The organism is Marinobacter sp. PE14, from assembly GCF_053566155.1.
In genome coordinates this window covers 256989-275879 of sequence record NZ_JBQXNY010000004.1, presented here as the reverse complement: position 1 = coordinate 275879, position 18891 = coordinate 256989, and the positions used below count along the sequence as shown (strand labels likewise).

The 18891-nt window shown below is 57.0% G+C and carries 17 protein-coding genes; 2 read left to right on the top strand and 15 right to left on the bottom strand.

Features of this window, described 5'->3' with window-relative positions:
- The first annotated feature begins 21 nt into the window (after nt 1–21).
- Nucleotides 22–2184, top strand: coding sequence for a phosphate acetyltransferase (gene pta / locus ACWJ62_RS14840; RefSeq protein WP_449286881.1), 2163 nt, complete (start codon nt 22–24; stop codon nt 2182–2184).
- A gap of 21 nt (nt 2185–2205) precedes the next feature.
- On the opposite strand, the gene der is transcribed toward pta, so the two are convergent.
- The 13 genes from der to trmJ all read right to left on the bottom strand — a co-directional run bounded on the left by der (nt 2206) and on the right by trmJ (nt 14908).
- Nucleotides 2206–3627, bottom strand: a complete 1422-nt coding sequence (der, locus tag ACWJ62_RS14835; protein WP_449286880.1) for a ribosome biogenesis GTPase Der — start codon at nt 3625–3627, stop codon at nt 2206–2208.
- A 9-nt stretch (nt 3628–3636) separates the two neighbouring features.
- Nucleotides 3637–4809, bottom strand: a complete 1173-nt coding sequence (gene bamB / locus ACWJ62_RS14830; protein ID WP_449286879.1) for an outer membrane protein assembly factor BamB — start codon at nt 4807–4809, stop codon at nt 3637–3639.
- On the bottom strand, nt 4809–5465 hold the full coding sequence (locus ACWJ62_RS14825) for a YfgM family protein (protein WP_449286878.1): 657 nt from the start codon (nt 5463–5465) through the stop codon (nt 4809–4811). Before ACWJ62_RS14825 ends, bamB begins: the two co-directional genes overlap by 1 nt.
- Nucleotides 5466–5517: 52 nt before the next feature.
- Nucleotides 5518–6798, bottom strand: a complete 1281-nt coding sequence (gene hisS, locus ACWJ62_RS14820; RefSeq protein WP_449286877.1) for a histidine--tRNA ligase — start codon at nt 6796–6798, stop codon at nt 5518–5520.
- Between the two features lie 49 nt (nt 6799–6847).
- Nucleotides 6848–7966, bottom strand: coding sequence for a flavodoxin-dependent (E)-4-hydroxy-3-methylbut-2-enyl-diphosphate synthase (ispG, locus tag ACWJ62_RS14815; RefSeq protein ID WP_449286876.1), 1119 nt, complete (start codon nt 7964–7966; stop codon nt 6848–6850).
- A 35-nt stretch (nt 7967–8001) separates the two neighbouring features.
- Complete coding sequence (locus ACWJ62_RS14810; protein WP_449286875.1) at nt 8002–9021, bottom strand: RodZ domain-containing protein; 1020 nt, start codon at nt 9019–9021, stop codon at nt 8002–8004.
- Nucleotides 9011–9784, bottom strand: a complete 774-nt coding sequence (gene pilW, locus ACWJ62_RS14805) for a type IV pilus biogenesis/stability protein PilW (RefSeq protein WP_449286874.1) — start codon at nt 9782–9784, stop codon at nt 9011–9013. Before pilW ends, ACWJ62_RS14810 begins: the two co-directional genes overlap by 11 nt.
- A gap of 74 nt (nt 9785–9858) precedes the next feature.
- Entirely contained in the window at nt 9859–10971 is a 1113-nt protein-coding gene (gene rlmN / locus ACWJ62_RS14800) for a 23S rRNA (adenine(2503)-C(2))-methyltransferase RlmN (RefSeq protein WP_449286873.1), read from the bottom strand.
- A gap of 63 nt (nt 10972–11034) precedes the next feature.
- Nucleotides 11035–11463: a nucleoside-diphosphate kinase gene (ndk, locus tag ACWJ62_RS14795; RefSeq protein WP_069184985.1), complete on the bottom strand. Its 429-nt coding sequence runs from the start codon at nt 11461–11463 to the stop codon at nt 11035–11037.
- 68 nt (nt 11464–11531) lie between these two features.
- Nucleotides 11532–12680 (bottom strand): IscS subfamily cysteine desulfurase, encoded by a 1149-nt coding sequence (locus tag ACWJ62_RS14790; RefSeq protein WP_449286872.1) that lies wholly within the window; start codon nt 12678–12680, stop codon nt 11532–11534.
- A 22-nt stretch (nt 12681–12702) separates the two neighbouring features.
- On the bottom strand, nt 12703–13200 hold the full coding sequence (gene iscR, locus ACWJ62_RS14785; RefSeq protein ID WP_449286871.1) for a Fe-S cluster assembly transcriptional regulator IscR: 498 nt from the start codon (nt 13198–13200) through the stop codon (nt 12703–12705).
- 78 nt (nt 13201–13278) lie between these two features.
- Complete coding sequence (gene cysE / locus ACWJ62_RS14780; RefSeq protein ID WP_449286870.1) at nt 13279–14052, bottom strand: serine O-acetyltransferase; 774 nt, start codon at nt 14050–14052, stop codon at nt 13279–13281.
- Complete coding sequence (trmJ, locus tag ACWJ62_RS14775; protein WP_014576900.1) at nt 14045–14908, bottom strand: tRNA (cytosine(32)/uridine(32)-2'-O)-methyltransferase TrmJ; 864 nt, start codon at nt 14906–14908, stop codon at nt 14045–14047. The genes cysE and trmJ overlap by 8 nt, the downstream gene beginning before the upstream one ends.
- Nucleotides 14909–15091: 183 nt before the next feature.
- Here trmJ and ACWJ62_RS14770 point away from each other — a divergent pair, with 183 nt between their 5' ends.
- On the top strand, nt 15092–15892 hold the full coding sequence (locus tag ACWJ62_RS14770; protein ID WP_053115017.1) for an inositol monophosphatase family protein: 801 nt from the start codon (nt 15092–15094) through the stop codon (nt 15890–15892).
- Between the two features lie 84 nt (nt 15893–15976).
- On the opposite strand, the gene secF is transcribed toward ACWJ62_RS14770, so the two are convergent.
- Both secF and secD read right to left on the bottom strand, forming a co-directional pair.
- Nucleotides 15977–16930, bottom strand: a complete 954-nt coding sequence (gene secF, locus ACWJ62_RS14765) for a protein translocase subunit SecF (RefSeq protein WP_449286869.1) — start codon at nt 16928–16930, stop codon at nt 15977–15979.
- Nucleotides 16923–18797, bottom strand: a complete 1875-nt coding sequence (gene secD / locus ACWJ62_RS14760) for a protein translocase subunit SecD (RefSeq protein WP_449286868.1) — start codon at nt 18795–18797, stop codon at nt 16923–16925. Before secD ends, secF begins: the two co-directional genes overlap by 8 nt.
- Nucleotides 18798–18891: the final 94 nt, after the last annotated feature.

Here is an 18891-nt window from a genome sequence, read left to right as displayed (position 1 = left end):
CGCATCATCAGGAATACCACTATGGCAAAGAGTCTCTTTTTTGCACCGACTTCCATGGACTCAGGCCTGACCTCCGTTTGCCTGGGGCTGTTACGCGCCCTTGAACGGGTGGGCGTCAGCGTTGGCTTCTACAAACCCTTCTGCCAGGCTGTTCACCACGCAGAATCCATGCACAACGCTGGCCAGGACTCGTCGGTGGCGTTTGTGAGGGCCAGCAGCCATCTGAATCCGCCAGACCCGATTGCCCTCAAGGAAGCGCAACAACTGCTCAACAGAGGCAAAGCCGACTACCTCCTCGAAACAGTCGTGGGTGAATACCAGAAGGTTGCCCGGGATGTGGATGTGGTGATCATCGAAGGCCTGGTTCCGGACCGCAGCGAAGCCTATATCGCCAGGCTGAACGTGGAAGTTGCCCGTAACCTGGGTTCCGAGGTAATCCTGGTGAGCACGCCCAAAAACCTGGACGCCAGACAACTGGATGACGAACTGGACTTCTCATCACGCCTGTTTGCCAACCCCAGTGACCCGGATGTTATTGGCGTCATCCTGAACAAAGTTGGGGAGCCCGACCAGTCGGGCCTTGAGCCTCGTTCCAACAGCAACCACCCTGCCCCCGTGACTGTCGACTACCAGACGGAGTGCACGGTATTCAGCGAAGGCCGTTTTCACCTCATAGCCGAAATTCCGTGGCAAGCGGAGTTGCTGGCCCCCAGGGTGTCCGACATCGCCCGGGAACTCGGGTTGCCGGTCCTCAATGAGGGCCAGATGCACGCCAGACGGGTTCAGAAGGTATCGGTTTGCGCCCGCAGCATTCGGAATATGACCGAAACCCTCAGGCCAGGCACTCTTCTGGTAACGCCCGGAGATCGCGAAGACATCGTGGTGGCCACCGCTGTTGCGGCCCTCAACGGGGTTCCACTGGCCGGCCTGATGCTGACCGGTGGCCTGATGCCTGACCAGCGAGTAATTACCCTGTGCCACAGGGCCCTTGAAACAGGCCTGCCGGTTCTGGGTTCAGACGCCAATACCTACGAAACAGCCCACATGCTGGCCAACCTGTCGGCGGCCATCCCGATTGATGACCCCAACCGGATTGAAAAAGCGATGGAAGCGGTGGCAACCCGTATCGACACCAACTGGTTGCAACAGCATCTCAAGGTTGCTCGTCAGGACAGGCTTTCCCCTCCCGCCTTCCGATACCAGCTGTCTGAGCGAGCCCGGGCAGCGAACAAGCGCATTGTGTTACCAGAGGGCAGCGAACCAAGAACCGTGCAGGCCGCCATCATCTGCCATCAACGCAGGCTGGCACGGTGTGCCTTGATCGGGAATGCTGCAGAGATAAAACGGGTAGCGGATTCCCAGGATCTGGAACTGCCTGCGGATATCGAGATCATTGATCCGGGGGAGGTGCGACAACGCTACGTCGCTCCGATGGTAGAGCTTCGCAAGCATAAAGGGCTGACATCGGATATGGCGGAAGCCATGCTCGAAGACAACGTTGTTCTCGGTACCATGATGGTGGCTCTGGACGAAGCTGATGGACTGGTATCCGGTGCCATTCACACAACGGCGAATACGGTGCGCCCTGCCCTGCAACTGATCAAGACCCATGAGCATGCAAAGGTAGTGTCTTCCGTGTTTTTCATGTTGTTGCCGCAACAGGTGGTGGTCTACGGGGACTGCGCAATCAACCCAGACCCTAATGCCGAGGAACTGGCCGACATCGCAATCCAGAGCGCGGAGTCGGCGGAAGCCTTTGGTATTGAGCCTCTGGTGGCCATGATCAGTTACAGCACCGGAGAGTCAGGCAGCGGTCAGGATGTCGAGAAAGTAAGAGAGGCGACGAGGATAGCTCGCGAGCGCAGGCCGGATCTGCTTATAGACGGACCACTTCAATACGATGCAGCGGCCATCGAAAGCGTCGCAAGAAGCAAGGCGCCGAACAGTAAAGTTGCAGGCAAGGCGACGGTCTTCGTATTCCCGGATCTGAACACCGGCAATACCACCTACAAGGCGGTTCAGCGAAGTGCCAATGTGGTCAGTGTCGGGCCAATGCTGCAGGGCTTGCGCAAGCCGGTGAACGACCTTTCACGCGGGGCTCTGGTGGAGGATATCGTGTTTACGGTTGCTTTGACCGCAGTGCAGGCCAAACAGGTGGAAAGTGCGAGGCCGGACCAGGAATGAGACCTGAGCCCGGCCATTCGCTCAGCGCTTGAGACTCTTCTGGCGCTGTTTTTTCGGACGACGGCCCTTCTTCTCGTCGTTGTCTTTCTTGACCTTCTGACGCGGAGTCAGCCGATCCACTTTACCGGCAAACGGATTTTCACCCGATTTGAACTCGAAGCGGATTGGTGAACCCGTTACTTTCAGGACCTTACGAAAGGTATTCTCAAGATACCGTTTGTATGCGCCCGGCAGCGAATCCACCTGGTTACCGTGAACCACGATCACGGGCGGGTTGGAACCGCCCTGGTGCGCGTAGCGCAGCTTGATCCGGCGACCGTGCACCATGGGTGGCTGATGCTGGGCTATAGCATCCTGCAGAATCGCAGTCAGGCGGTTGGTTGGCCATTTCGCCATGGCAGACTCGTAGCAGGCTTGCACCGACTCATACATCACGCCCACGCCGGAGCCGTGAAGCGCGGAGATATAGTGCTTATCAGCGTAATCCAGAAAATCGAGGCGACGCTGAACCTGCTCTTTCACCCGGGCGCGGTCTTCCGGGTCCATGCCGTCCCACTTGTTAACGGCGATGACAAGCGAGCGACCGGCATCCAACACAAACCCGATCAGGTGAAGATCCTGATCAACCAGGCCTTCCCGGGCATCAATAACCAGAATAACCACATGGGCGTCATCGATCGCCTGCAGCGTTTTGATAATGGAAAACTTCTCCACCACTTCGCTGACATTCTTCCTTCGACGGACACCGGCGGTATCAATCAACGTGTATTCGCTGCCCTGGCGCTCGTAGGGTATATAAACGCTGTCCCGGGTGGTGCCCGGCATGTCGTAAACCACCACACGGTCTTCACCGAGCATACGGTTGACCAGTGTGGACTTGCCCACGTTCGGCCTGCCTACCACGCCAATCCGGATGCCGGGGTAGCGATCTGCACGGTCCTCTTCCTCCCGCTCCTCTTCAGAGGGCAGCAGGATTTCAAGCATGGAGCGGATTCCGCGGTTGTGGGAGGCTGCGATCAGGAACGTGGATTCAAAGCCAAGGCTGTAGAAGTCCGACGCGGCAATGTCCGGATCCTGTCCATCGGTCTTGTTCACGACCAGATGCGCCTGCTTGCCCGAGCGGCGGAGATTGTCTGCAATGAGCTCATCACCTGCAGTAAGGCCGGCCCTACCGTCCACCAGGAACAGCACGATGTCGGCTTCTTCTACCGCCTGCATCGACTGTCGGGCCATTTCCAGGTCAAGACCCTGCTCGTCACCGGTAAGGCCACCGGTGTCTATTACGATGAAACGCTGGCCCTCGTAGCTACCCTCACCGTATTTGCGGTCTCGGGTAAGCCCCGGAAAGTCCGCAACCAGGGCATCCCTGGAACGGGTCATCTGATTAAACAATGTCGATTTGCCGACGTTAGGGCGTCCGACAAGGGCAATAACTGGGGTCATAATTGGGGATCAATCCTGCGGCTTAACCTGGAATACGGCCATCTTTCCGCTGTTGCCAAAAACCAGCAGGTTACCATTGGCGAGGCGTTGTGCCGGTACGCGGATACCCTCATCGTCGAATTCGCGCTGCCCAACCAGGCTGCCGTCCTCGCGATCCAACGCATGGAGGTAGCCCTCGAAATCGCCCACCACCAGATAGTCTTCGTAAACCATTGGCTGGGTCAGTTGGCGCCAGGCAAGACGATCCTGGGTCCATACCTCCCGACGGTCCGAGCCTCTGAGGGCAACGATCTCGCCATTGGCAGCGGCAAGATAGATCTGACCGCCACCAATCATCGGAGAGTAGAGGCTGGAGGCCTTCCGGCTCCAGATCTCCTGCCCGGTACGAATATCAACGAGGGCGAGCTTGCCCTGGTAACCAACCACCATCACAGCAGTCTCAATGACAAGCGGCTGGCCGGTTACATCCACCAGTCTTTCGAGCTCAGTGCGCCCCTGGGCCTGACCCACCTCGTATTGCCACATGGGCTGGCCCGACGCTGCCGTCAGCGCGATCAGCTTGCCACTGGCAAAAGACGCAATCACAACATCACCGCCAACCAGTGGAGCAGCAGCAGCCCGCATGGACAGAACCGGAACGGTGCCATCATACTGCCAGAGCTTCTCGCCATCGGTGGCACTGAAGCCAAGTACCTTTCCGTCGGTCGTCTGGGCCACGACCAGCGAACCGTTGGATTGTGGCGAAGACAACACTTCCGTCGGCAAAGACTGACGCCAAACCTCAGAGCCATCCTCTCGGGAAAGAGCCACCAGATCGGCATTCTCGGTGGTGAGGTACAGGTTCTGTCCATCACCACCAAGCCCTGAGAAGATGCGATCTCCGAATTCGGATTCCCAGACAACCTCTCCGGAATCCGTCGCTACCGCGTACAGCTCACCGTCTGCAGAGGCAGCGTAGATCAGATCGCCGGTAACCAGTGGCGCGAGGTAGAGAAAATCACCATCATGGCCATCGCCGACGGACATGCTCCAGACGCGTTCAAATTCGGCGGAAGCCTCAATCTCGGGAACCGGTACAGGTTGCTCAAAGGTATCCGTGCTGCTGCAACCGGAAAGCGCAGCCAGAAGCGCCAGCCCCAGGAAAAATCCGCGTCTCGAGATCCTGTCGCGGAGAACCGGCATCAGGCATCCTCCCCGACGCCAAGGTCTGCCAGTTTCAGTTCCAGAATACCGCTACGGCCCTGCTGACTCTGCTCACGGGCAGCCAGGTAGGCCTCACGCGCACCCTCACGGTCGCCCTGGGCAAGCAGGATATCGCCACGAAGCTCGGAATACATGGCGTCAAACGCACCGGCATTACCGGCTCCGTCGATGGTGGCCAGAGCATCTTCATACTGGCCTGCGGTAAACTGGGCGCGCGCCAGACGATTGCGCACGACAAGTGCCAGTGCCTCGTGTTCACCGGTGTTTTCCAGGGCCCACTTCAGGGAATCAATGGCGGCCTCCGCGCTGCCCTCCTGCATCAGTTGCTGACGGGCCAGGATCAGGTTGCCGTAAACCGCATAGGCGCTATCGGTGTAGTCTTCCCGGAGAGTCTGCGCCACAAAAGCGACAGTCTCGCCACTGGTTTCATCGGCCTGATCGCTGAAGGCATTCAGCAAGTTGGCAAACTGATTGGCCGCTTCGGTACGCTGCTGGGCCTGATGGTTCTGCCAAGCCTGCCAGCCAAACACAATGGCCAGCGCCGCACCAATACCGATGAGCAGTGAGCTGCCGTTCTTTTTCCACCAGTCCTTGATCGCCTGGACCTGTTCTTCTTCGGTGCGCAACTCTGCCATGAGGACTCCTGTAGTCGAATTTTTGCTTTTATATCAGTAAATTTGTTCAGATTCAGCCGGCCAGTGCCGCTGCCAGAGTGTCCGCAAGCTTGTCCTGGGCGATCTCGGCCTGCGGCTCGTCAGCACGCAAGGGTTTAAGCCCGGCGGTGCCATTGGCCACTTCGTTCTCGCCCAGAATCACCGCATACCTGGCACCACTGCGATCTGCCTTTTTCATCTGGCTTTTGAAACTACCGCCGCCACAATGGGAAACAATCACACGCCCTGGCAAGGCTGCCCGGAGCTTTTCCGCCAAAACGAGTGCAGGCGCCAATGCGCCCTCGCCCATCGCCGTTACGTAAATATCGGCATTGCTGTTCACGTGCTCAGGAACCAGCTCCAGCGTTTCCAGCAGTAGAATAAGGCGCTCAAGGCCCATTGCAAAGCCTACTGCGAACGTCGGTTTGCCACCCAGCTGTTCCACCAGGCCATCGTATCGACCACCGGCACAAACCGTGCCTTGGGAGCCGAGGCTGTCGGTTATCCATTCGAAAACCGTCTTGCCGTAGTAATCAAGGCCCCGCACCAGCGCTGGATTCACTGAATAATTCACCCCTGCGGCCTCAAGAAGCGCCTTCAGACGCTCGAAGTGCTCGCGGGATTCTTCGTCAAGATAGTCGTCAAGGCTGGGCGCGTTTTCCAGGATTTTCCGCGTCGAAGGATCCTTGCTGTCCAGAATGCGCAGGGGGTTTGATTCGAGGCGACGCTGGCTATCGGCATCCAGGTCTGACTTGAACTGACCAAGGTAATCCACGAGGGCGGACCGGTAAACCCGACGGGACTCCGACGTTCCGATGGAATTGATCTCCAGCCGGGTGTGTTCGGCAAGCCCGAGCTCTTTCCAGAGCCTGGCAGTCAAGATGAGCAGTTCGGCATCAATGTCCGGACCGCTCATGCCAAAACATTCCACGCCAATCTGATGGAACTGGCGGTAGCGGCCTTTTTGCGGACGTTCATGCCGGAACATGGGGCCGGTGTACCAGAGACGACGGGTCTGATTGAACAGAAGACCGTGCTCTTCAGCTGCCCGAACACAACCGGCGGTGCCCTCCGGGCGAAGGGTCAGACTGTCACCGTTGCGGTCTTCAAAGGTATACATTTCCTTTTCGACGATGTCGGTCACTTCACCAATCGAACGCTTGAACAGATCGGTCTGTTCCACAATCGGCATGCGGATTTCCTGGTAGCCATACTGGGCCAGTACCCTGCGAACCGTGGATTCCACAAACTGCCAAACCGGCGTCTGCTCCGGCAGGATATCGTTCATCCCGCGAATTGCCTGAATCTTTGCCAATGTTAACCCTTAACTCTGTCTGGATAGTTGTGCCGGGAACTGGAAACAATCAGTTGTCTGACCGGGCAATAATCGAATCTTCCTGTTCCTTGCGCCGTGCCACTTCCTCGCGAATCAGGCGCTCCAGATCATCCGTCAATGTCGCGTTGTCCAGCTTCTGGTTCGGCTTGCCCGCCATGTAAAAGAGGTTCTTGGGGCTCCCGCCGGTAAGTCCCAGGTCCGCCACTTTCGCCTCACCCGGGCCGTTTACGATGCACCCGATGATCGCCACATCCAGAGAATCGTTGACATCCTCCAGACGAGCTTCCAGATCATTCATGGTCTGGATGACATCGAAATTCTGACGGGAACAGCTGGGACAGGCGATAAAATTGATACCGCGACTGCGCAGCCGCAGGCTCTTGAGGATATCGAAGCCCACCTTGATTTCCTGCACGGGGTCCGCTGCAAGCGATACCCGGATGGTGTCACCGATGCCATCCATCAACAACATGCCTAGGCCAATGGAAGACTTCACGGTTCCGGATCGCAGCCCACCGGCCTCGGTGATGCCAAGGTGCAGGGGCTGCTCAATCTGCTGGGCAATCTTACGGTAGGCCTCTACCGTCATAAACACTTCCGACGCTTTCAGGCTCACTTTGAAATCCTGAAAGTCGTGACGATCCAGGATATCGATGTGGCGCATGGCGGACTCCACCAACGCGTCTGCCGTGGGTTCGCCATATTTGCGCTGGAGAGACTTCTCCAGCGAACCGGCGTTCACACCGATGCGAATGGGAATGTTGCCGTCGCGGGCTGCACTGATGACGGCACTGACGCGATCATCACGGCCGATATTGCCCGGATTGATCCGGAGACAGTCCACACCCAGTTCTGCTACCCGAAGAGCGATCTTGTAATCGAAGTGGATGTCGGCAACCAACGGCAGGGAAACCTGCTCCCGAATCTTCCCGAACGCCTCAGCGGCGTCCATCGACGGAACGGAAACACGCACGATGTCCGCACCCGCTTCCTGCAATGCCGTAATCTGGCCAACCGTGGCCTCTACATCGCAGGTTTCGGTGTTGGTCATGCTCTGCACCGCAATCGGAGCGTCACCACCCACAGGAACATTGCCCACCATGATCTGGCGGGATTTGCGTCTGGTAATCGGGGAATCCTGTTTCATGTCTTACTGACCGATATGGAAAATTTGATCAAATTTCAGATTGTCAGGGTGAATTCTGACCGGTTGTTGACAACCCGGTAGCCACCGATATCCACTGGCTCGCCTTGGAAACGTATGGATTCAACCGCATCGACTGCGCCAATCACAACCCTTAAGGGCGTTGGCCCCTCGATATCAATCAGATCCCCGTTACGCTGGAGCGAATTCACCAGGCGGTTACCGGCTGCGTCACTGATCTGCACCCAACAATCGTCACTGAAGCGAATCAGGAGCCGACCGGTGTCCGACACGTCCGACAGCCCATTCGGGTCTTCCAGAACCGGCTCGGGGGTCTGGACGACCGCGGGAATCTGGTCGGTAACAGGCTCAGCTGCATCAGACGCGCTATCGTCAGTAGCTATTGTGTTTTCAGGCACCTGATTTTCAACAATGTCGGTTTCAGGCGCTTCAGCCTCAGTTTCCGGCTGTTGCACGGCCGGCGCCTCAACCTCCATGACTGCCGATTCCGACTCCTCAGCACTGGCAACAAGCACTGGTTCGGAGCGTTCTGGCTCGGTCAACGCAGCCGATTCCTCGGCTTCAGCAGGAGCAGGCCCTTCCGGCACTGATTCCGGCTCGGAAGGCGCCGGACCCTGTTCAGGAGCGAGAAAGGTGAAAGCAAGGTATCCGGCAATGCCCAGCACCACCAGGAAAAACAGAGCCTTGGCCAACTGACGTTTACGACGTCTGCGACGTTCGATATCAACCAGCGGATTGGCTTCCTGCTCCTGTTCCTGCTGTTGCCGAATGGGTTCCAGTTCCTGGTCGAGGTCGGCAATCACTGCGTCTGCATCCAGCCCAACCTGTTTTGCATAAGCCCTGACGTACCCTTTCAGAAAGAGTTCACTGTCAATCTGGCTGTAATCTCCCGACTCTATCGCCTGGATCACCGAAGGGCGCAAATGCTGCGCTGCTGCGACATCACCGGCACTCAGACCGGCTTTCTCCCTTGCCTTTTGAAGCTGCCGCCCTACGGGCTCCTTCATAGCTGGCTGTGAGTTCTCTTCAGTTGCCATTAGAAATCAGCACCTTATATTGTTGGTATTCGACTGACTCCGGAAATTTATTTCTGAGTTGAAGCGCAAGACTCGCCTCCTGGTTTTCATCACTGTAGAAGCGGGCAATGCGGATTCCGGTAAGGAGGCTCTCCGGCGAGTGGACCAGACGCTGATTTCGTTGCATCAGTGAAATCAGGCGCGAGTAGTAGCGGGCCGCTTCGTCGTAGTCGCCAGTCTCTACGGACACCCGGGAAAGCGCCAGCAGGGAACGTGCATCGCCTCGTGTCAGCTCTACTGCCCGGCGATAGGATGTGGCTGCAGCCTCCAGCTCGCCGAGCCGTTCCTGAGTCATGCCCAGGTTAAAGAATACGGAACCGCGATCCTGATAACCGGTGTCCCGGGCGGCAGCGCGGAACTGGTCGCGAGCATCACCCATGCGATCCTGCCCAAACAGAAAAGCACCGTAATAAACCCGCGCCCTGGTATAGCCCGGATCCTCGGAAATCGCCTTTTTGAAGTTACGCTCGGCCAGCTCCGGCTCACCCTCGGCGTTATAAACCAGGCCCATGGCTGCCCTGGCGCCAGGATCATCTGAATCGAGCTTGAGCGCTCTGTCCAGATGATGACGGGCCCGCTCAAGATTGCCCTGGCCGATATAAGCGGTGGCCAGTTTCACATAGTTATCGAGGGCCTCCTGGCGATCCGCTTCCCGTGAAAAACGACTGTCAGTAGTGGTAACGCAACCTGTAACCAGCACAGTCAGCAGCATAGCGGCTAACATAAAAAAACGGCGGTTTGCTGGTGCTGTTATCACGGGTGTCCCCTTCCTAGATTGGGCTGCAAGACGTTCCTGGTTCAGGGGTTCACCTGCTGAACCTGAATGTACCTCTGGCTACGACGGGTTCTGTCTTCAACCCGACCTACCAGCTGACCACAAGCGGCATCGATATCGTCGCCCCGGGTGGTTCTGATGGTCGCAATGTAGCCAGCCTCGTTCAGAACCGTCTGAAACCGTCGTGTCGCATTCATACTCGGCCTCCGGAAATCGCTCTCCGGGAACGGATTGAATGGGATCAGATTGATCTTGCACGGCAGATCCCGCAAAAGCACCGCGAGCTCACGGGCATGCTCCGGCTGATCGTTCATCCCCTCAATGACGGTGTACTCGATCGTCGCCTTGCGCTTGTCCGGCAACCGGGCAAAGTAGCGCTTGGTGGCAGCCAGCAATTCCGCGATCGGGTACTTTTTATTCAACGGAACCAGCTTGTTACGGAGTTCATCATTCGGGGCATGCAGAGAAATGGCCAGTGAAACATCGGTAACTTCCGACAGACGGTCCAAAGCCGGTACAACACCAGACGTGCTCAGGGTGACCCGGCGCTTGGAGATCCCATAGGCCAGATCCTCCATCATGAGGTTCATGGCATCTACGACATTGTCGAAATTGAGCAGGGGCTCGCCCATCCCCATCATCACCACATTGGTAATCGGCCGATCCGGACCCGGCTCAAAAGGCATGAAAGCCTTGCGGGCAACCCATACCTGGCCAATGACTTCGGCCGCGGTGAGGTTGCGGTTGAAACCACGCTTACCGGTCGAGCAGAAGGTGCAGTCCAGACTGCAACCGATCTGGGAGGACACGCAGAGCGTGCCGCGCTCGCCATCGGGAATCAGCACGGTTTCGACGCTGTTTCCGTTGTCCATGCGCATCACCCATTTGCGGGTGCCGTCCTTGGACGTTTCGTCGTAAACCACCTCGGGGCCACGGATCTCGGCCACCTTCTTGAGCTTTTCCCGCAGTGCCTTGCTCATATTGGTCATTTGATCGAAGTCATCAGCGCCACGCTGATGGATCCACTGCAAAACCTGAGTGGCACGAAAACGCTTCTCTCCCAGGGACTCAAAGAAGGCCTCGAGCTTTGCTTTTGGCATTCCCAGGAGATTGGTTTTTTCAGCGGCCGCTGTCATTTCATAACCTCGATCAGATAATCAATTCGGAGGCGACCGGATGATCGCCTCCGATCAACGCAATCAACCCCTCGGGCAGATCTCGTTGTCATTGAAGAAGTAAGCGATTTCGCGCTCGGCAGAAGCCGCGGAATCAGAGCCGTGAACGGCGTTCGCGTCGATGGACGATGCGAAATCCGCACGGATGGTGCCGGCATCGGCTTCCTTCGGGTTGGTCGCGCCCATCAGATCACGGTTTTTCAGGATCGCGCCTTCACCTTCCAGAACCTGCACAACCACCGGACCGGAGGTCATGAATGCAACCAGGTCGTTAAAGAACGGACGCTCTTTATGCTCTGCGTAAAAGCCTTCTGCCTGCTCCTGGGTGAGGTGCATCATTTTGGCAGCAACGATGTTCAGCCCGGCTTTCTCGAAGCGGCTGTAGATTTCACCGATCACGTTCTTTGCGACCGCGTCGGGCTTGATAATCGAGAGCGTGCGCTCAGTTGCCATGGTATTTCTCCAGTTTGTGGATGGTTAAAATTCTGGCCTGCGATTATACGCAGTCCGGGGCAAACTTCCTACCGCACTGCGCGGAGCCGGCTAACAACATCAACTATTTGCGAGCTGGCAAAGACCACTTCCTCTTCCGTGGTATACCGTCCGATGGAGAAACGCAGCGCCCGATGGGCCTGTTCATCACTCAACCCTATGCCACGGAGGACGTATGAGGGCTCTACCGTGGCTGAAGCGCAGGCCGAACCGGAGGATACCGCCAGATCCCGCAGGCCCAGCATCAGGGACTCCGCATCTACGCCCCCAAAGGAAAGGTTCAGGATGCCTGGAACGCGCCGGGATTCACTGCCATTAAGAGTGACACCCTCGAGAGGCCGGAGCCCCGAAAGAAACGCCTCGCGCAGGGCTTCCAGCTTCTCCATTTCCTGCTCAAGTGCGGACTGGGCGATTTCGAACGCCTTCCCCATTCCGACAATCTGGTGGGTGGGGAGCGTTCCGGAACGCATTCCTCGCTCATGGCCACCACCATGAATCTGTGCCTCGATACGAACATCCGGCGACCGCCTGACGTACAGGGCACCTACGCCCTTCGGGCCATAAACCTTGTGCCCGGAAAGCGCCAACAGATCCACCGGCATGGAGCTGACATCGATTGTCATTTTGCCGGCAGCCTGGGCGGCGTCCACATGGAAGAGAATGCCTCTTTGGCGCAATTCGGTGCCAATGGCGGCAATATCATTGATGGTTCCCAGCTCGTTGTTCACCAACATCAGGCTGACAAGTACGGTATTTTCCTTCAACGCATCCAGCACCTGATCAAAACCGATGACTCCATCGGCTGCCGGCTCCAGCCAGGTGACTTCCGTACCCTGATGCTCCAGCCACTTGCAGGTATCAACGACCGCCTTGTGCTCGATCCTGGAAGTAACGATATGAACGCCCTGTCGGCCGGCAACCGCGCCTTTGATGGCAAGGTTGTCTGACTCCGTTGCCCCCGAGGTCCAGACAATTTCCCGTGGATCAGCGTGAACGAGGCTGGCAACCTTTTTGCGAGCAGATTCCACTGCAGCTTCTGCCTGCCAACCATAGGCGTGGGTGCGGGATGCGGGATTGCCGAATACACCATCCAGCGTAAGGTATTTCATCATTTCATCGGCAACGGCTGGATCAACGGGCGTGGTGGCCGCGTAGTCCATATAAACGGGCTTTTTCATGGATTCCGGAAACTTGTTGGTGTCAGGCCGGCGCCTGATCGGACAGGCGTTCGGTATTGATGGTTTCAGAGCCACTGTCGGACTGACGGCGATTCTGCCGGTCCGCAACCTGGCGAATTTCATGTTTCCTCATCAGATCTCCGAGACTGATCTCACTGAGAAACTGATGAATCTGATCACTGAGATCAGACCAGAGATGGTGGGTCAGACATTTTTCGCCATTCTGGCAATCGCCTTTGTTACCGCACCGCGTCGTATCAAGCGATTCGCTGACGGCATCAACAACTTCGGCAATGTAAAGCTCAGCCGCAGGACGACTGAGCCTGTATCCACCACCGGGACCGCGGATACTGACAACCAGTTTCTGGCGGCGAAGACGGGAGAAAAGCTGTTCCAGGTAGGACAGTGAGATTTCCTGACGTGCCGATATATCGGCCAGACTCACCGGCCCCTGGTCTCCATGCAGAGCCAGATCCAGCATTGCCGTAACGGCATAGCGGCCTTTGGTGGTCAACTTCATAGCGTCAGCCCCATGGCGGGATTGAATCTCAAAAATGCAGAACAGAGTATGAATTGACCAACCATTTCAGTCAAGTATTCACCGGCGAACCTCATCGTCGTCGCGCACGCAATCGAAGTCTTCTTCCTGTAGCGGTGGCAACTCGCCATTCTGGTATTCACTATTTACCTTGCGCAACGCCTTGCACATGTTCTCGATGCGGTCATCCACCGCGTGCATGTGATCCAGCAACGAGCGCATGGCCCGGGCAACCGGGTCTGGCATTTCCTCTGTGACACCATAGGCATCGAAGCCCATGCGTTCTTCCATCTCCTTGCGACGCGCATCATCTTCGCCTTTGCGCTTGATGATGACACGTCCCGGAATACCAACCACCGTTGCACCCGCAGGCACTTCCTTGGTAACCACCGAGTTTGAACCGATCTTGGCACCCTCGCCTACTTCAAAGGGCCCCAGAATCTTTGCTCCGGCACCAACCACTACACTGTTACCGATCGTGGGATGGCGCTTACCTTTGTTCCAGCTGGTACCGCCCAGCGTGACGCCCTGATACAGGGTTACGTCGTCGCCAATCACCGTAGTCTCACCAATAACGACACCCATGCCATGATCGATGAAAAAGCGGCGACCGATGGTCGCACCCGGGTGAATCTCAATGCCGGTAAGCCAACGGGCGATCGTCGAAATGGTCCGCGCAAGCCATTTCAGCCCCAAACTCCACAACCAATGGGAAAACCGATGAAAAAGCAGTGCGTGCAAACCCGGGTAGTTGGTGAGCACTTCAAAGGTATTCCTGGCGGCGGGATCCCGATGGAACACGCTGTTAATGTCTTCCCGCAAACGCTCAAACATGGCCATTATCCTGTTCCGTCGCCGCAGTATCGGCCTCGGTTGATTTGCTGTTGTTCCGTGTGCCTGCCGCTTTCTGCACAGCGGTGAGAATGCCACGGAGGATATTGATCTCCATCTGATCAAGTCTGGCTCGCTGGAACAGCCGCCGCAAGCGCGTCATAAGCTGCCTGGGGTTTTCCCGCCGATGGAAATCAACATCAATCAGGACCTGCTCGAGATGTCCAAAGAAGCCCTCGACATCGTGGACTTTCGCGGGTGGCACATCCCATCCTTCGTCCCCGGGCCTGGTCATCGACTTTAAGTATGGGCTTCCCTCACCGCCTTCAAGGCTTCGAAGGTAATACATCCGCAATTCATAGCACATGACCTGCACCGCCATGGCCAGGTTGAGAGAGCTGTAATCCGGATTGGAGGGAATATGGATATGATAATGACAACGCTGCAGCTCATCGTTGCTGAGACCATGATTCTCCCTGCCGAATACCATGGCCACCGGGCCACTTCCTGCGTGTTCTGCGGCCGCGGCCGCAGCCTCCGGCGGCGCGCACACCGGCCAGGGGACTTTTCTGCCCCGGGCACTGGTACCCATGACCAGAACACAGTCGGCGAGCGCCTCATCGAGCGAAGACACCACGTGGGCGCTATCAAGCACATCCGAAGCGCCCGCCGCGCGGGCGTAAGAAGCCTCATCCGGAAACGAAGACGGGTTTACCAGCCACAGATTGCCGAGCCCCATATTTTTCATGGCACGAGCGACGGCGCCGATATTGCCTGAATGGGATGTCTCAACCAGAACGATCCGGATCTGATCCTGGAATGTTTCCGTCCCTTCCTGTGGAAGTGCGCTTTTATGCATTGTTAGCAGGCCCAAGGTTATTGATCAGGGCGGCAATGATAGCAGAAAGCACCGGCACCCTGCCCCTCCGGAGTACCCGTAACCTCTGGTTATCCGTGCTATTGCTGAGTCAAAAAACATACAAGCGGGGTGATCTTTTGCTATGATACCCGGCCTTCACACACCCGGATAATGAACACTCAGATGCAACCAGCTATTAAAATGGCCCTGCGCGTCGCGCGTCAGGGGTCTGATTATCTGAAAGCCCATTTCGAGCGCCAGGAACCTACCGGCAAGGACGACTCAGAACGCCGTCGTCAGCTGGAACGGGTTGAGCAATCTATCTATGACAATTTTGCCGAACAGCTCGAAAAAGCCTATAAGGACCACAGCATCGCGCCCTTGAACGAAGCGGATGCCGGAACCAGCGAAAAGAGCTGGCATATTTTCCCTGTCCTGGGCCGTGAAAATTTCCTTCGGGGTATTCCGGAGTTCGCTCTGGCCCTGTCCCAGAAAAAAAATAACCGAACTGAAAACCTGCTGCTGGTTAACCCCGTTACCGGCGAAGAATACTCCGCCAGCCGCGGCCATGGCGCGGCGCTGAACAGCCGCCGCGTTCGCGCTTCGGAAATCAAGCTGCCGGAGAAAGCCGCCATCGCAACCAATCTGCTGGACCAGGCTCGAAAGAGCGAGGATCCGATGCTCTGGGGCGAAATGGCCGCTGTACTGGCCAGGGATTCCGGAATGTTCCGCACCTCCGGCTGCGTGGTGCTGGATATCGCCCGTGTGTCCGCCGGACTGATGGACGCAGCCATCATCTTCCGTCCGGAAGCCGCGGAGCTGGACCTTGGCGTCACACTGGCCATGGAGTCCGGCGCCCTGACCGGTGATTTCTCGGGCAATCCGTCTACGGGGAACGCCCGCCAGCTGGTGGTTGCAAACCCGAAGCTGTTCCGCGAAGTCCTTAAGGTCCTGCATCCGTTCCGGGGCCGCCTGCCTCGCTGAGGCTTCCGGCTTTGACGGACATAAAAAAACCGCCAACATTCTGTGGCGGTTTTTTTATGTCCGAAACTGGCGAAACAGATGCGGTTACATCCTGTTCAGCCACTCCGGCGGCTCTTCTTGCTCATCGGCGTTTTCCGCGCCTTCTTTCGCCGGCACGATCAGATCGTCACGGGACACGCCCATAACCATCAGAAGGTTTGCGGACACGTAGATAGATGAGTAGGTACCAACAATCACACCAATAATCAAAGCCAGGGCGAAATTGTTGATCGCCTCACCACCCAGAAAATACAGGGCGAACAGCACCACAAGAGTTGTACCGGAGGTATTGATTGTCCGCGCGATAGTCTGGTGAATCGATTCGTTGATAATGTCCCAGGACTCGCCCACGCGCATCTTGCGGAAGTTTTCCCGGATGCGGTCAGCAACAACGATAGTATCGTTCAGCGAGTAGCCGATAACCGCAAGCAGAGCTGCCAGAACGGTAAGATCGAAGGTCCACTGGAACAACGCAAAGACACCCAGAACAATTATTACATCGTGAGCAAGCGGTACCACCGAGGCAATACCGAACTTGAACTGGAAGCGCATGCCCACGTAGATCAGAACTACGGCAAGGGCGATCAGCAAGCCAAGGCCGCTATCTTCCTTGAGCTCTTCACCAACCTGGGAACCCACAAACTCGGAACTTACCAGTTCAAGCTCCGCGCCACCTTCCTCGAGAGTTCGGGTCACTTCCGGCGCCAGTTGATCATTGTCAGCCTCGGCCATCCGTACCAACACGGTAGTGTCTGCCCCAAAGTTCTGGACGGAAAACTGCTCGTACCCGGCAGCCGTCAGCCTGGAGCGGAGTTCATCAAGTTGCGGAGCCTCGGCGTATTCAAATTCAACAGAGGTCCCGCCGGTGAAGTCCATACCCAGGTTCAAGCCACGGGTAGCCAACAGGGCAATGGACACAACGATCAGTGAAATGGAGATTACGGAAGCAATCTTCCGCAACCCCATGAAATCAAACGGTTGCTTTTGATCTTCAGACATTGGCGAGCTTTCCTCCGATCGACAGCTTCTCGACCCTGCGGCCGCCGTAAACAATGTTAACGATGCTGCGGCTGACCATCAGGCCAGAGAACATCGACGTCAGGATCCCGATGCACAGCGTTACCGCAAAGCCTTTCACCGGACCGGAGCCCATGGCAAAGAGAATCACGGCAACCAGCAAAGTGGTGATGTTTGCGTCAAAAATGGACACGAAAGCCCGGGAATAGCCGGAGTTGATCGCCGTCTGGGGCGGCACACCGGATTTCAGCTCTTCCTTTATTCGCTCAAAGATAAGCACGTTGGCATCCACCGCCATACCAACGGTCAGAACGATACCGGCGATGCCCGGCAAGGTCAGTGTCGCCGAGAGGATCGACATGCATGCAACGAGCAGCATCAGGTTAAGTGTCAGCGCAATGTTCGCTACCACGCCAAATCCGCGGTAGTAGACAAGCATGTAGAGCAGCACCAGCCCGAAACCAAGCGCAACGGACATCATGCCGGCGTCTATATTTTTCTGACCAAGGCTAGGACCAATCGTCCTTTCCTGAACGAAGTACATCGGGGCGGCAAGTGCACCGGCGCGCAAGAGCAGCGCAAGTTCTGCGGCTTCCGGAATGGAATCAAGCCCGGTGATCCGGAAACTGCTACCCAGGGCGGATTGCACTGTGGCCAGGCTGATAATGCCTTTTTCAACGACGCGGTTCTCCACTTCCTGAGGCTCGCCGTCAACCATTCTGGTTTCGGTTTCCGTGCGATACTCGATGAACAGCACTGCCATCCTGCGACCAATGGCATTGCGGGTGGCCCGGTTCATCAGATCGCCACCGACGGAATCCATGGTGATATTGACCTGGGGTTGGCCGTTTTCGTCAAAAGCCTGCTGTGCATTGGCCACGTTGTTACCGGTAGCGATCACTTCCTGCTCGAGGCGTGCGGTACGCTGGGGCTGATCCCGGAAACCGAACTCCTCGGTCTCGCTGCTGGGGGCGTCCTGACGAGCCTCCATGCGGAACTCAAGGTTCGCGGTGGCACCAAGTACGCGTTTGGCCTGTGCAGTGTCCTGCACGCCAGGCAACTCAACAATAATCCGGTCAGAACCCTGCTGTTGAACCAGAGGTTCAGCGACGCCAAGCTCGTTCACCCGGTTGCGGATCGTTGTAAGGTTCTGCTCCAGGGCATAGTCCTGAATCGCAGTGACCTCGGCCTCGGAGAGCGTCAGCACGAGGAGGAATTCATCGCCCTCCGTCTGCTCATCAAGAAGGAATTCGTTGTACTGGTCTCGCACCATGTTGAAGGCTTCGGTGCGGGAGGCCTCATCACGGAAGCTGAGAACGATCTCGCGGTTGTCCTGCACATCTCCGCCACGATAACGGATTCGCTCTTCACGGAGCTCACGCTTGATCTGGCCAGACATGGCTTCCAGGCGCTGGCTAACCGCAGTTTCCATGTCGACTTCCAACAGGAAATGGACACCACCGCGAAGATCCAGACCCAACTTCATCGGGCCGGCGCCAAGACTCTTGAGCCAGCCCGGTGTTGAAGCAGCCATGTTCAGTGCAACCAGGTATTCATTACCAAGAGCCGCCTGTACCAGCGGACGAGCCTGCAATTGATCCTCTGAGGTGGTGAGACGGATCAGAGCATCCCGATCCTGAAGAGTACTGCTTTTCACCTCGATGCCACGGCTTTCCAGCACATCAACGGCCCTGTCGAGCACACCGGCATTTACCTCGGTGCTACTGCGGGCGCCAGTAATCTGGATGGCGTAGTCGTCGGGGAAGAGGTTGGGCAAAGCGTAGATAAACCCGATCACGAGCGCGACCAGGATAACCAGGTTTTTCCAAAGCGGATACTTGTTCAGCATGGGATCCCTTGTAGCCGGCCTAGCGGCCAGACTTGGTGTTTCAGCCAGGAAGATTCAGACCGGCCACCAGGGATGGCCGGCTAAATGGCCCCCG